The following is a 13,144-nucleotide window of genomic DNA, read 5'->3' as shown; positions in this document are numbered from 1 at the left end:
CGCATCGGGGGCGTATCACGGATATGACGAACAATAACGGGGGCTCCCGACTACTCACGCCGCGCGAGGTCTCCACCTATCTCGGTCGGTCGGTTCCTGCGCTTGCCCAGCTCCGATATCGGGGGACTGGTCCGCGCTTCATCCACGCGGGTGGGCGCATCCGCTACCGGCAGTCCGATGTCGATGCGTGGCTCCGAGCTGGAGAGCGCGATGCGACCTAACACGGACGGCATGGACACGCCCGCCGACCTCGACGAGATGATCGCGAACGGGGAGATCGAGATCGACCCCGAGGCACGGATGCATGCGCGCATGCGTCATCTGTGGAAACTCGCTGATGTCGCCTTCCGGCAGGACCCGGAGTACGCCATCGAGATCGCAAAGGCTGCATCCGCCGCGGTGATACTGGAGGCGGAGCGCCAGGCCGGGGCCACGTCGCTCTCTGCCGAGGAGAAGAAGCGCCGGGAGCGCAGGCGCGTTCAACATCACGAGTCGTACCTGCGGCGCAAGGCTGCTATTGCTGCCGCTGCTGCGTCCCAGGAAGGCGACGAAGCGAATCCGTAAAGCATGAATCAGCGCGCGTGAGGCGACCTGGCTCGCCGCTACGACGGGGAGCCACGGAGTCTATTCGTGAATGCCACAGCCTTTTCCACCAGTTGGTAACCGATGAAGTGCGAGACCCGAAGGTCCTCTCCCTCGGACTCCCGATGGTGCACTGACACGATGCCGTCGTCGACGGTCACTAGTATCCACAGCGGACCATCACCGACATACTCAAACGTGTTCGCTTCGCAGACCCAATCGCGGTCGATTAGCTCGTCGAGATGGCGGATGAGCACGTCGCGATCTTGCTGCGTCGGGCCTACGGGGTGCTCATCGGTGGGCATGGCTTCGCTTGGGGTTCGTGTGCCCGCGTCAGCGAGCTATCAGAGTGGGCGGTGGCCCCGGCAGGTCTGGGGAACCCTCGGGGCCACCTGCCGGTGTTGCTGGGGACTTCACCGGCCCGGTAGATCGCTGCTTTCTGCGATCTAGGCGTCAACATACCGAAATGAGCGATATATCGGTACCCCTTTCACTCCTCGCGCGTGTCGGCATAAGGTCGGTCGCTGCGGATGGGGTCGCGCGTCTGGGGACGGCGCGGCTGAGCCTCCGCAACACTGGCGGCCTGTCGCGGCGTGAAGGGATGCGGCGGCAGGCCGCTGGACACGTGCGCCGATTCTTGTACACCGTCTTCATCTAGACGCACGCGGAGAGCAGAGGCTACTCTTCGTCCCAGAGCGGCAGTGATGCGGTTCCTGGGGACTCACCGCATCCAAGCTCTACCCTTCCGCCGTGCGGGTCTCTGGGGAAACTCGCGCGGCGGAAGGCAGTAACTTATCGTCGTCGGCCAGCGGCAGCGGTTCAGGTCGGCGAGAGTGAACTCACGCCTTCATGGTCGGCGAGCTGAATGGCATTGCCCCAGACCCAGCACCGAAACGTCTGTCCCTCGGCTCGAAACTCGATTCCTGCGGCGGTCGGCGTCGAACGCACGAGCCTCGCGTCCACCCGGACGGCCTCAGCTCCGAATCGAACCCACGCTCGCACTGTTCGCTGTAGTGCATGTGGGTAGATGGTGACTGGCGTCTCCCTCAGCGCCAGTTCTCGATCCGAGAGCGACTGGAGCGGCCCACGCTTCGCGGCTGCAATGACCGCGGCGCGCTGAGCGCGAATGTCGTTCGAGTACTTCAGTCGATCCCCTGCACCCACACGCCGCACCTCACCTTCCCGGCATGTTCGAGGGTAGCAAGATTCGAACATCTGTTCTATGGTCTTAACCCATGAGCACGCCGACAGTCGACCACGCCGCAACCCTCTGGATGACGGACGACGTCCCTACTCGGATGGTCTTTGCGGGCCGACGCTGGCGCGTCTCGGACACTCCGACGCGGCTGAGGCACTCGTCGTGGTCAGTGACTCCCGGCGAAGCTCATCATGGCCTGTATGGCTGGCGATTTCAGGGGACCGACGAAGACGGGGTGACGTTCGTTTTCGACGTCTACAAGGGCGAGGATGGCTGGCACGTTCACAAGACCTATCAGTGATTCGCAAGTATCGCTGCGAGTTTCTTCAGGGGTGTGGCACCTGCAGATCAGGAAGACGTGGATCGTCTAACTCGAACGTGAGATGTCCCCGTTCTGCGGCGTCGATGCACACGGCTGCGTCGATGCGTCGGATGCATGCGAGGTCCAAGAAGTCAATTGCCTCAGCCCTGGTGTACGAGGTGAACGAGCCCGCTGTGGGGCGGGCCTGCAAGCCAACGATCCAGTCCTCCGCGTCCGCGCACTCATCGAGGGTGGCAAGGATAGCGGTCTCGTTCTCGCCCGTCTCCTGCTCGGCGGCGACCATTGCGTCGTCACATGCGGGTGTGACCGCGGGGATCGCACTGCAACCCCGCCAGTCCGGCAATGGACAGCAAGAACAGTGCAACGGCGACCGCAGCTCGTCTCATCTCATCAGTATGGCTGCTGGACTGGCACCCCAGCAGGGACGAGCACACAGCCCAGATGCCGCGCCCAAGTCGCGAAGCGGCACCATCTCTTGCCGCAGTTCTAGCTGCGCCGCTTCGCAGAAGGCGAAGCGATCACAACGGTGGAGACTGCGCGAACGTCACAAGGATCAGTGGCAGAGCCAGGTTCTGGTGTACGGCCAGTATGCTCCAGGGACGCGGGTGCATCGGTTCGGGCCGGATGTTGGTCGCAGTGGGTTGGCCGGGCCTGGGTAGCATGCTCGCATACGCATGGAGGGGCGAAGATGCCGACTGTTCCACCAATCACGCTTGTCTCGACGATGATCCACGAAGTCCCGCGGGGGAAATTCATTGACGGCGGTGCGAGGGTTGTGCTGTCTCAGGACCCAACGACTCTCAATCCTCAGACGGATCGGTTTATCCGTGAGGAGATGCTTCAGCCATCCTTCGCGAAGGGTCGCGAGATCGTCTACAACACCGACCTAGGAAGCCCAATCCCGGACTTGGCTCGCTCGGTTCTGCTCGATCACTCTCAACTTGAGACAGCCTCGCAGAGCATGGCGGAACACCTTCATGCATCGCAGGGCGGGTCAGCTTCAGCGGGCGTCTTCCTCTGCTCGCTCGCCCGCGCGGACTCCATTGATCGTTTGGTGATAATGAAGGCCGAACACCAAGAAGGCGTTCGTCTGAGACAGTCGGTCGATGCGGACGGCGTGATTTCTTTCGAGGTTGAGCACCTTGACGAACTGATCTTGGGACGCGCCGCCCAGGTGTACAAGATCGCACTTCTATGGATCAACCCAACGACCCAGCGTCTGATGGGTCTCATGGTCGACCGCCAGAACGGACAGGGCTACGCCGATTACTTCCTTGACGGGTACCTCGGGTTCGAACTGGTGCACCAGGCCGAGAAGCTGACGGAAGATTTTGTAAAGAGCGTGGGTCGCTTCCTCAAGTCCCCCTCACTTTCCGATGAGAAGAAGCTTCGCTACGGGGGCGCAGTTGCGGCGGTACTCGAGAGTCCCACACCGAACTTGAACGTCTCGGGCTTCGTTCGTGACTTCATCGACCGGGAGGACCGGGACGAACTGAGAGCGTTGATACCGCATCAGGTGCTTGCCAACGAATTTCGCAAGGACACGACACTCGTGTCAAGCTCCATCGGAGGGCTGCGGGTACGCACGGGGCATGGGGTGATCGTCCAGGCAAGCTCCAGCGCAATAGATGCGGGCATCGTCGAAGTCACCGAAACCAGTATCGTCATCAATGACAACCCCGAGAGCTACGACCTCTCGAAGGGGCCGCGGTGACGGATAAGAGCGCCGCGCAGACTTCTCCGGCGAAGATTTACACGGACTCACTCCCGATGTTGACGGAAGCAGATAGGGCGTACCGAAAACAAGTCCGAGAGATCGTCGGCCCCGTGGCGGGCGAGCACTACGTCACGTCGCGCGTGAAGGCCGCCCGGAGCTTGATACGCAAACTGAGCAAGACACCCGGCGTGGTCCGTGAGTGGGAATCGATCACCGACAAGGTGGGAGTCCGGGTCATCTGCTCCACTAAGCGAGACTGCAAGGCCGCGCGCCGCGCATTGGAGGCATACGGCTGGGCCAGTTGCGTCACAGAGGTGAAGTCAGGGGATGTCGACAGGCTCTTCTACGCCGGTACGCACGTGACGGTTGATGACGGTGTCTCGAAGGATGCGGTCGGGGGGCCGATCCTGTGCGAGGTTCAGATACGTACTCGCTCGCAGGATGCTTGGTCGGTGGTCTCGCATAAGCTCCTGTACAAGGGGCTTATCACACCGCCTCGCCGCATCACCCGCGTGATCCACCGTCTCACTGCTGTTGTTGAAATCTTCGATGATGAAGTTCAGCGGATGTTCAAGAAGAGGGAGTCATTGCCTGCATACGAGCTAGCTAGAGCCGTCGAGTATCTGGATGACCAGTACGAGGCGCTTCTCAGCGAGCCAGGCGGAGCTCCGACCGATCTAGACATCATCACAATCCTGTGGGAGGCCTACGCAGAGGACGAGAAGCCGCGCTTCGTCGAACTGATTGATAGTTATCTGAACGAAGCAACGAGTCTCGCCACACAGTTGCGCGCGCATCAACCAGGTGCTGATTCTTACATCGACAGTCGCGACTGGTTGTCGACTCAGCCTGAAGTGCTCGCGGTCCTGGAGCGGGCAACTCATCGCGAGAGTCTCCTTTTGGACGCGATCCGAGACACCGACCTTGAGGACATCGTGCGAAAAACATGCGACTCCTTCAACATCGTTCTCACGGAGTAGCGCGGATATCTAGTCTCGGTTAGATCAACGGCCGCTGTCCTCGGCCCACTGGCTCAGCACGGCGCGCGCCTTCAGTGCCGCGTAGGCGAGATCACAGCGGCCAGCGCCGATGAAGTGGTCCCGAGGTGAATCGGCGGGTTCGGCAAGCATCCAGCCGGAGAAGGTGCGATTGCCCAGGCGGTAGTGTTCCTGCCACCACAAGAAGGGGCGCGTCTGCTCCAGCTCGGCGTGGCCGGTGAAGTTCTCAAAATGGACATCGAAGTCCTGCGCGTCGGCCAGGTATACCTCCACGTCATCGAGGCTCATCTCGTGGCCCGTGAGTCCGTGTCCGGCGACGGCGGTGTTGTTCCCATCAGCGATGTGGAAGAGGCCGTGACCGATGGCGCGGGGGTCGCGGCTCCGGGATTTGTGCAGGCTCAGCCCCTGGCGCTGAGCTGCGCGGCGAAGTCGGATTTCCCGGGTCTTGTCGTTAGTGTCCATGGTCGGGTTCCTTCCAGGTAGTCCCCGTATTTCGGAGCGCACCTATCCGTGTTACGCCTGGCGCAACTGGGAGGTAAACCCTTGCTCCGAATTTGTCGGAGGATCGCGATATGGTGCCTGCATGGTCGATCCAATTGCCACTGCTGCCGTGGGCGCGGTCGGAGAACTTAGCAAGTCGGCGGGCGGTCTTCTCAACAAGTGGCTAGGCCCAGTCGCAGAGGAGTCGGCGCAGAATCTGGTCAAACGGTACCGACGCCGAGTGGAACGCATCGCCCAGCGTGGCGAGAAGAAGACTAACTTGGAGAGCCCCGGTGCCGTGCCGCTTCGGGTCGCTGCCGCGGTGTTCGAGAAAGCTCAGTGGTCCGATGATGAGTTCGTCGCTGAGTACCTGAGCGGCGTCCTCGCCTCTGGCCGGTCCAATGACGGCGAAAACGACGCGGGAGTTTCATGGGCGGCTCTCGTCGGGCGAATGTCTGCCGACCAACTGAGGCTGCACTATGTGTTGTACAGCGGTGTTCGCGCGCGAGTCATCGCTGACGGCCTACACACGTTGTGGGATTGGACTACCCGACACTTCGTGGTTGACGTCGAAGGCCTGTTCGATTCATTGGATTGGCCGCTGAAGGAGGACGCTCACCTCCACCGCCTGTATGAGGCTGCGTACGGGCTAGAACGAGAAGACTGCCTAACCGAGATGTCGCATGGAGACGGGGATTACCTGAGCAGGGTAGTCAGCTACACCAAGGGAAGAGCCTTCGATGCGCAACGCGCGTTCTTCGTTTTTCGCGTCACCGCAACCGGCATCAAGTTGTTCTTGAATGGACACGGGTACGGACAGAAGTGGTACTCAGCGATAGAAGATTCCGATCTGGAGTTCACCAGCCACTTCGACGCTGGAACCACGTCAGCCGCCACAGTGAGCTTCGTGGACTCTGTCCCGAGGGTCGCGCAGACACCAACCGTCCAGGACATCAGCGCGTCTACGCCGTAGGCCGCAGAGGGCTCCACGCACGTTATCCGGGGAGCGTCCGGATAACTATCGAACAACGGGTCAAACGACCGGAATCTCACGGTAGAGCGCGGCGCGAGAAACACCCACGCGCTTGGCCACCTGCACGCGGGAGATGCCGGAGGCGAGGAGGGCTCGCGCGGTTTCGATCTTCTCGGCATCCATCGATTTCGGGCGTCCAAGTTGACGGCCACGGGCGCGAGCTGCATCGCGTGCGGCCTCTGCGCGCTCCAGGATAAGTGCGCGCTCATACTCGGCCAAGCTGGCGAAGATACCGGCGAGCATCCGACCCGTGGGGGTTGTGAGGTCGATTCCCTCACGCAGGGAGCGAAGCTCGATGCCCTCCGAAACAATCCAATCGAGGAGCTTCACCATTTCTGAAAGTGAGCGCCCCAGCCGGTCGAGAGCGACGACGACGAGCGTGTCTCCCGAACGCAGGAGCTTGCGAAGGTCAGACAGTCCGTCCCGGTCCCATTTGGCTCCCGAGATGACGTCGCCATAGATGTTGTCGGCGGGCACACCCGCGGCGAGGAGCGCATCCATCTGCTGATCGACCGTCTGGCGACGGGTGCTGACGCGGACGTAGCCGTAGGTGCGGGAGGTGCTGGAAGTGGTCATACTCTCATTATGTCCGATCCTGGCACATTGACGCAAGCGGACAGCCAGCATTCCGGACATACTTCTGAGACAGATTCGAGCTGCCGTATGGGGCGAACGGTGCCTTGCCGTGCGACTGTTCGTTATCAGGACATCGGACACTCAACCGTGATCACTGACGAATAGCAGACTCCCGTGGTCGGACACCCCTCCGCGCTCCCGCCCAGTAGCCCACGATGGCATGTCGAGGAGCTGCGACGGCGTATGCCTCGCACTGCGCCAGGATCGGGCACGACTCGCACACTGGCCGGAGAGCGCGGTTCGCTGCATCACTGCGCCCGTCGTCCACGAACCTGAGGTCATCTGCACACATCGGCTCATGAACAAGGAGCGCCGTCTTCAGCTCGGCCCACCTGTCCGATGCGGCGCTCATCGGTCACAACCCGAAGTAGGCCCGACGCGCGTCGCGGAGGGCGTATGCGGGGACACCGATGAGTTCGAGGACGCCTCGCTGCACGGCGATGAGAATCTGAACTCGGCCCTCTTCCGTGCTGCCGTCGAGATGAGCGAGGAGGGCGTAGTGGTGCCCGCTTGCGGCGACGGCTGTGGCGATGGCCACCTCCGGGGGCAGGCGCACCTGATGCGCTCCCAACTGAAGCCATGGTCCCGCCGTGCTCTTGAACCTCGGAGTCACGAGCTGCGGCCCCGGCTCGGCACCGGCTCGCATGAGGCCGTCGATGGCCTCCTGCATCGTCGTGGCGTCCTGCGGGCGCTGCGGTGCCGTGCGCGGCGCAGGACGCGCTGGGGGAGCCGCTCGGGGTGCGGGCGACGCTGCGGCCTGCGGAGGCTGCTGAGGGGCGTGTGGGGCCTGTGGTCGAGGATTCACGCCCGACGTTCTGAACGCTCCGATTGTTCTCGCGTGCTTGGTCTTCACGATGTCTCCTTGAAGGGGGCCGACCCCCCGCGTTGATTTCCGTTCAGCCAACTCTTTTAGTTGGGCGGGGGGCCGGGGTCTTAGAGTCCGGCCCCCTCCGCCGAACGATGACAACGAGACGGAGGAGGCCGGGGTGCCGCCGTCGCTCACAACTCAGGCGGCGGACCCGCGCGAGGAGACTGAGGAGCAACCCGCGCGGTGGCATGGGGTTAGGGCGGCGACGGGAGATGATCGCCGCGGAGGAGACGGGCGAAGCTCGCGAGGTCCAGGACCACGTAGGCACCCGAGATGTCGCGGTCAGCGCGCCACTGAACGAACCCGTAGGCGGGCACGTCCCGGAGGATTGCACCGCGCTGCACAGAGTCCAGGGACTCGCTCAGACGGTGGCGAAGCTTGCTGCTCACGTCGACATCAACGCCCGAGATGCTGAGGTCAGGTACGAGAGCGACTTCCTCGCTGAGCGAGTCCGAGATGCTGACGGCCTGGCGCTTCGTGACGGCCTGGATGCCTTGGGAGTCCAGGTAGCTGGCGACGAGGTCGCGGAGAGCTCTGTGCACGCTGCGAGAGGCGTTTCCAGGTGCGCCGCTCATCGTCGCACCTTTACTCCGGGCTCGACTGCGTCGTAGGACCATTTGAGTCTGAGGCCCTGCGCATCCAGCTCAGCGCGCTGTTGCTCCGCGAGCTTGATCGATGGGTCCGGCGTCGAATTCAGAATCGTGCTCGTGGTCGGCGCGGGTCCGTGCTTGCGCTCAACCTGGTCCAGCGCGGCCCGCCGACGAACGGGGTCTGCCTCACGATGTGCGGCCTGCCGAGCGTTCTCGCGCTGCTCGCGCCAGGTCGGCGTGCCGCGCTCGGGAACCATGTCGGAGGGTGCGGGTCCAGGGGCGAACAGAACACACCCGTGTGCGGCGATCTGAGCATCAGCATCGTGCACGAGCGCGGGACCGCGGTATCGCCCTCCGGCGTCTCGGTTTCCCTCGATCATGTCGGCGGTGACCGTGATGTTCGTGCCTCGGTCGAGCACGGCTCCACGCGACGTGAAGCTCGTGCCGGTGCTGATCGTCGTGCCGCTGACGAGACAATGGATCGTCGTGCCGGGAACAGGAAGACGGAGCTGGGCTTCTGCGGGGGCTGTTGCCACCGCCTCGCGTTCGGCCAGCTCGGCACGGAGACGATGCAGGCGCTGCCGTGGGGACTCGATGATGTCGGTCATGGTCGATTCTCGATTCTCGATTCGGGGTACTGCTCGCGAATGTCGGCGGCGATGGCCGAGCGATGCATCCGGTCCAGCTCGGCGGCGACGGGCTCGGCTGCGGCGGCGTCGTGGCGTGCCAGTCGGATGACGGCTGCGGCGATGTCACGGAACATCGAGCGGAGTGCGATCTCCTGCTCGCTGGTCTCGCCGTTTGCGGTGAGGATGCCCAGGGCACGGAGTTCGGAGTCACCGGCCTTCAACACCGCTGCACGGTCTCCTGCGTCTGCGGCTTCCAGCGCTGCTGTGCGGGCTCGACCGGCGATGTCAGAGACTCGGGCGAGCACGGTCGTATGGTCGAGGCCCAGCACCCGTTCAGCCTGTTCCTGGAGCTGCTGGGGAAGGTGCCCGCTGCGGAGGTGGTGTGAGATGGACTCTCGCCCTGGTGCCCAGCTCTGCTCGGCAATTCGGGAAATGGGGGTACCCGCGGCAAGTGCCGTCTCCAGCGCGGTGCGCTGCTCGGAGCTGAGTGCACACACTGCGCAGGGCCTGCCGACACGGCGGGGCGATGCAGTCGCGACGGCTGAACGTTCCATACCAAGGATATCGGCCATCGGTCACTAGACCGTGTTGAGGGACCGACAGCTCAGGGATTTAGTGCAGTACGCGCTAACGGCTGCGGAGCGCTCGCCGCATTCGATCAATGGTGCTCTGCGAGACATCGAGGGCGATGGACTGCTGCGCCTTGGTCTGCCCGTCGAGTGCTACGAGAGCATCGAGGTCTTCATCGGAGTAGGCCGGTTCGGAGGGTCGAGACTTCCGTCCTCCTGCGGCACCCCACTCTCTCGTTTTTCGAATCCAGTCCGGAGACCAGTCACGGAGCACTGCTTCTGCTGCTGCGGGGGCCATCATCTCAACGTCGCTCATGCTGATGCCGTGCCCGCGGTTGCTGTAGTAGGTGTCGTACGTCTTTGCCCGCTCGAAGACTCGGCGTTCGAACATGGCCGCGAGGTCGGCGTGAGACGGAGGTGCGTATCCAGCGCCGTCGAGGTCGTTCAGCGTCCTGAAGCCCCACTTGGCCAGGTATGTCCAGATGTCGCCCTGGTAGCTCGCGCCCTTGCGGATCACGTTGCCGTCAGCGTCGGTGCGACTCTTCGCGTACATCGGTCGCAGAGGAGGGAACCGCAGAATCTTTCGCTGTGACCGTCCAGCCGTTCGCGCTCTCGTCGCCATCGAGGAGAAGGTCCAGAGCGTGCCCTCGTCGGTCGGTCTCTCCTTGGGGGGTAGAACGGGGTTCGTTGACGCGCTATACGCACTAACGCCCGGCTCGTGTGCGGGCACCTTATTTGACGCGGAGTTCGCGCTAACCCCACGCTGCATCTCTGCGAGCGTCAGCTTTCTAGGCGCGTACGCGCTAACCGAGAATCGAGGGTCGTCAGAGCGGTAGAGGAGGGGCACCCGTCGAGGAGTGCGACGTGGAGCGTCGGCGGGTAGCATCGACATCGGAAATCCTTCGTTGCCGCCTCGTGTCTGCCAGGACCGGGGCGGCATTTCCATGTCTGCCCCTGGACGGGTTCAGGGTGAGAGTACCCGCACAGATGCGCCCTGTCTACATCATGTAAATACGCGCTAACCGGGCATTTATTTCTGCGAGTTACGCACTAACCGTGACTCAGTGTCATTGGACGGTCACGACAATCGCCGCGATTGCGGCTCCTAGCGAAGCCACGGCGACGATGAGCGAGCTGATGGATATCCACCTGGAGAACTTCTGCGCCGACTCCGCCGAGACTTGCGACGCCTTCGCGAGGTCGAGCTGGGTCTCCATTGCATCCACGAGGCGCTGGATGTGCTCATCAGTGGATTCGGCTGCGCGGGCCGCGCGCCGGGCCGTGTCGTGCGCGGCTGACCGCTGCTGCGCGTCGTACATCGCCTGAGTGAAAGGGACTTGGTTGCTCATGTCCAGACCCTAGCGTGATGGCTCCATTGCGCTCGCCGCGTTTTAGTCAGGATGTAGTCAGGATGCATCCGGGAAGTTCCGTGATTGGGCGTCGCGACTCAGTTTCAGAATCGGGCCGTTGAACAGGGTTTTCTACAGATATCCACACGCGGACATTCACACGCGATCACACTCGATTCCACCTCTGGTCGAACAGTGGGTTCTCGGTTCAAGTCCGAGGGGGTGCACGGATCAGCCTCGGAGACTCTCGCCAGTCTTCGGGGCTTTTCTGCTTTCCGCGCGTCAGTCGGAGCGCATCCGGTCGAGCGAGTACTCGGGTGTGGCGTACATCCCGCCCTGCCGCTGGTCGGCGGGAAGCGGGTCGTGGCTTCCGTGAGCGGCGGCGTCGTCGGACGGTTCGAAGCCCGCTGCTCGCGCAGCCTCGAGGCTCCACCAGCGCTCGGTGTTGTTCGAGACGGCGTAGAACACCGTGTGCGCCTGCGGGGTGGTCATCGCGGCGTCGAAGGCGCGGAGTGCATCGCCAGGGCTGAGCCAGGTGCGCATCTCGCGCGCTGAGCCCGGAGCAGGTTCGTACGTACCGATTCGCAGAGCGATCGTGCTCAGGTCGAACTTGTCCGTGTAGAGCCGGCAGAGCGCCTCACCGGCGACCTTGGATACCCCGTAGAACCCGTCGGGGCGGGGAGGCATTGCTTCGTCCACCAGCGTCTCGGTCGGGTAGGACCCGGTCAGGCGGTTACTACTGGCGTACACGACGCGGCCGACTCCGGCGCGGCGCGCCGCCTCGAGCACGTGGTACGTGCCGACGATGTTGACCTCGGCGAGGTCGTGGAAGTCCGCCTCGTCGGCGATTCCGGCCAGATGGACCACGCCCTCACATCCTTCGAAGGCGCTCTCCAGACCGGTCAGATCGCCGATGTCGCAGCGGACGAGGCGTTCCGACCGGCCCACTCGGGTGATCTCCGAGACATCGATCGATACGAGTTCGACCGATGTCTCGGCGAGGTGCGCGCGGAGCGCACGTCCGATCGTCCCAGCGGCTCCCGTGACGGCCCAGCGGCGTGTGTGCGTGTCATCCATGAGACCGACGCTAACGGAAGACGCAACTGGCTCTGATCGCCGGAGTCCGTGAAGACGTCACCATCCCCATCCTTCGCCCAGCTGAGCTGATTTCGATGAAGGTGCGTGCTCGTGCCATGCGATACCGTGATCGCGGAGGGAGGATGATGCGTCGACTCAGTCGAGTGGTGACGGCCGCAGCGGGTGCGCTGGCGATCGCCCTCAGTCTCGTCTCCTGCGCGGGTGCAGCGGAGAAGACCGTGGACCACACAGCCGAATCCGTCGTTCTCACGCCGGGCGAAGCGCTCATCGTCGACTTCGGCGAGGTCAACGCCACCGTCGGCCAGGAGTGGTCGATCACCGAGGAACCTGATGCGGCTGTGCTCGCGCCGGGGGAGAAGCGGTCGACGTATCTCGGGGAGCCCGGCGAGACCGGAGCGCCGAGCGAACTCAGCTACCGATTCGCTCCGGCGGGCGAGGGCACGACCGTGATCGAGTTCGAGTTCCTCTTCCGCGGGTCGGTGCCTGAGGACCCCGATGATCGGAAGACAGCGAAGATCGAAGTGACGGTGAAGTGATGGCGGCGGTCACCGGTGAGGATGCCCCGGCGATCCTTGATGGGGTCACACGACAGGGATGACCTGACCGCCGGTGATCCGACGCAGCTCGTCGAACGTCAGCGGCATCACCGTGTGCGGGTGGCCGGCTGCTGCCCAGGTCTCCTCGAGTTCCCCGAGCGATTCGTCGATGTAGGTCGGCAAAGGTGTCGGATGCCCGACGGGGGCGACTCCGCCGATGGCCTGACCCGTGGAAGAGCGGACGACGGATGCCGGCGCCATCGCGATCTCGGTCGCGCCGATACCGTGTGCGAGGACGGAGAGGTCTGCGCGGTGCCCGCCGCTGGTCATGACGAGCACCGGCGAACCGTCGGCGAGGAAGACCAGGCTGTTCGCGATCGCCGCGACGTCGCATCCGATCGCTGCCGCTGCCTCGGCCGCTGTGCGAGCGGAATCGGGGAGCACGCGGATCTGCGCTGACAAGCCGGCATCCGACAGGTGGCGGTGTACGACGCGGCTGCGCTCCGGAAGGTGGGACAGGTCAGTCATGGCCCCACCGT

19 protein-coding genes are annotated in these 13,144 nt (G+C 63.5%); 7 read left to right on the top strand and 12 right to left on the bottom strand.

Annotated elements, in window-relative coordinates; all coding sequences use genetic code 11:
* Window positions 1-23 precede the first annotated feature (23 nt).
* From QFZ21_RS03590 to QFZ21_RS03580, 3 genes are all read left to right on the top strand, one after another.
* Window positions 24-221: an AlpA family transcriptional regulator gene (locus QFZ21_RS03590; protein ID WP_307374509.1), complete on the top strand. Its 198-nt coding sequence runs from the start codon at window positions 24-26 to the stop codon at window positions 219-221.
* Between the two features lie 10 nt (window positions 222-231).
* A complete protein-coding gene (locus tag QFZ21_RS03585) occupies window positions 232-564 on the top strand; it encodes a hypothetical protein (protein WP_307374507.1) in 333 nt (110 codons plus the stop codon).
* A gap of 1,253 nt (window positions 565-1,817) precedes the next feature.
* Window positions 1,818-2,081 carry a hypothetical protein gene (locus tag QFZ21_RS03580; protein WP_307374505.1) on the top strand — a complete coding sequence of 88 codons (264 nt, stop codon included), beginning with the start codon at window positions 1,818-1,820 and terminating at the stop codon, window positions 2,079-2,081.
* A gap of 25 nt (window positions 2,082-2,106) precedes the next feature.
* Here QFZ21_RS03580 and QFZ21_RS03575 read toward each other — a convergent pair whose 3' ends face one another.
* On the bottom strand, window positions 2,107-2,385 hold the full coding sequence (locus tag QFZ21_RS03575) for a hypothetical protein (protein ID WP_307374503.1): 279 nt from the start codon (window positions 2,383-2,385) through the stop codon (window positions 2,107-2,109).
* Between the two features lie 405 nt (window positions 2,386-2,790).
* Between QFZ21_RS03575 and QFZ21_RS03570 the strand changes: the two genes are divergently transcribed.
* Window positions 2,791-3,816: a nucleoid-associated protein gene (locus tag QFZ21_RS03570; RefSeq protein ID WP_307374502.1), complete on the top strand. Its 1,026-nt coding sequence runs from the start codon at window positions 2,791-2,793 to the stop codon at window positions 3,814-3,816.
* Window positions 3,813-4,799 carry a RelA/SpoT domain-containing protein gene (locus QFZ21_RS03565; protein WP_307374500.1) on the top strand — a complete coding sequence of 329 codons (987 nt, stop codon included), beginning with the start codon at window positions 3,813-3,815 and terminating at the stop codon, window positions 4,797-4,799. Before QFZ21_RS03570 ends, QFZ21_RS03565 begins: the two co-directional genes overlap by 4 nt.
* Before the next feature lie 24 nt (window positions 4,800-4,823).
* Here the strand turns inward: QFZ21_RS03565 and QFZ21_RS03560 are convergent, their stop codons facing one another.
* Entirely contained in the window at window positions 4,824-5,279 is a 456-nt protein-coding gene (locus QFZ21_RS03560; protein ID WP_307374498.1) for a hypothetical protein, read from the bottom strand.
* A gap of 121 nt (window positions 5,280-5,400) precedes the next feature.
* On the opposite strand from QFZ21_RS03560, the gene QFZ21_RS03555 reads away from it, so the two are divergent.
* Window positions 5,401-6,270 (top strand): hypothetical protein, encoded by an 870-nt coding sequence (locus QFZ21_RS03555; protein ID WP_307374496.1) that lies wholly within the window; start codon window positions 5,401-5,403, stop codon window positions 6,268-6,270.
* A gap of 60 nt (window positions 6,271-6,330) precedes the next feature.
* Here the strand turns inward: QFZ21_RS03555 and QFZ21_RS03550 are convergent, their stop codons facing one another.
* The 9 genes from QFZ21_RS03550 to QFZ21_RS03515 all read right to left on the bottom strand — a co-directional run bounded on the left by QFZ21_RS03550 (window position 6,331) and on the right by QFZ21_RS03515 (window position 12,048).
* The gene (locus QFZ21_RS03550; protein WP_307374494.1) at window positions 6,331-6,906 is read right to left on the bottom strand and encodes a recombinase family protein; all 576 of its coding nucleotides are present in this window, start codon (window positions 6,904-6,906) and stop codon (window positions 6,331-6,333) included.
* A 151-nt stretch (window positions 6,907-7,057) separates the two neighbouring features.
* Window positions 7,058-7,258, bottom strand: coding sequence for a WhiB family transcriptional regulator (locus tag QFZ21_RS21030; protein WP_373426036.1), 201 nt, complete (start codon window positions 7,256-7,258; stop codon window positions 7,058-7,060).
* A 63-nt stretch (window positions 7,259-7,321) separates the two neighbouring features.
* On the bottom strand, window positions 7,322-7,636 hold the full coding sequence (locus QFZ21_RS03545; protein WP_307374492.1) for a hypothetical protein: 315 nt from the start codon (window positions 7,634-7,636) through the stop codon (window positions 7,322-7,324).
* Window positions 7,637-8,028: 392 nt separating this feature from the next.
* Window positions 8,029-8,409: a hypothetical protein gene (locus tag QFZ21_RS03540; RefSeq protein WP_307374490.1), complete on the bottom strand. Its 381-nt coding sequence runs from the start codon at window positions 8,407-8,409 to the stop codon at window positions 8,029-8,031.
* Window positions 8,406-9,032, bottom strand: coding sequence for a hypothetical protein (locus QFZ21_RS03535; protein ID WP_307374487.1), 627 nt, complete (start codon window positions 9,030-9,032; stop codon window positions 8,406-8,408). Before QFZ21_RS03535 ends, QFZ21_RS03540 begins: the two co-directional genes overlap by 4 nt.
* The gene (locus QFZ21_RS03530; protein WP_307374485.1) at window positions 9,029-9,382 is read right to left on the bottom strand and encodes a hypothetical protein; all 354 of its coding nucleotides are present in this window, start codon (window positions 9,380-9,382) and stop codon (window positions 9,029-9,031) included. Before QFZ21_RS03530 ends, QFZ21_RS03535 begins: the two co-directional genes overlap by 4 nt.
* A gap of 298 nt (window positions 9,383-9,680) precedes the next feature.
* Window positions 9,681-10,175: a hypothetical protein gene (locus tag QFZ21_RS03525; RefSeq protein WP_307374483.1), complete on the bottom strand. Its 495-nt coding sequence runs from the start codon at window positions 10,173-10,175 to the stop codon at window positions 9,681-9,683.
* A gap of 514 nt (window positions 10,176-10,689) precedes the next feature.
* A complete protein-coding gene (locus QFZ21_RS03520; RefSeq protein ID WP_307374480.1) occupies window positions 10,690-10,941 on the bottom strand; it encodes a hypothetical protein in 252 nt (83 codons plus the stop codon).
* Between the two features lie 312 nt (window positions 10,942-11,253).
* On the bottom strand, window positions 11,254-12,048 hold the full coding sequence (locus QFZ21_RS03515) for an NAD(P)-dependent oxidoreductase (protein WP_307374478.1): 795 nt from the start codon (window positions 12,046-12,048) through the stop codon (window positions 11,254-11,256).
* Between the two features lie 143 nt (window positions 12,049-12,191).
* Here QFZ21_RS03515 and QFZ21_RS03510 point away from each other — a divergent pair, with 143 nt between their 5' ends.
* Window positions 12,192-12,605 carry a hypothetical protein gene (locus QFZ21_RS03510; protein ID WP_307374477.1) on the top strand — a complete coding sequence of 138 codons (414 nt, stop codon included), beginning with the start codon at window positions 12,192-12,194 and terminating at the stop codon, window positions 12,603-12,605.
* Window positions 12,606-12,650: 45 nt separating this feature from the next.
* On the opposite strand, the gene QFZ21_RS03505 is transcribed toward QFZ21_RS03510, so the two are convergent.
* Window positions 12,651-13,133: a YbaK/EbsC family protein gene (locus tag QFZ21_RS03505; RefSeq protein WP_307374475.1), complete on the bottom strand. Its 483-nt coding sequence runs from the start codon at window positions 13,131-13,133 to the stop codon at window positions 12,651-12,653.
* Window positions 13,134-13,144 lie beyond the last annotated feature (11 nt).

This window comes from Microbacterium sp. W4I20, from assembly GCF_030816505.1.
Lineage (GTDB): Bacteria > Actinomycetota > Actinomycetes > Actinomycetales > Microbacteriaceae > Microbacterium.
Note: the sequence above shows the minus strand (reverse complement) of the source record. Positions and strands in the feature narration are given on the sequence as shown.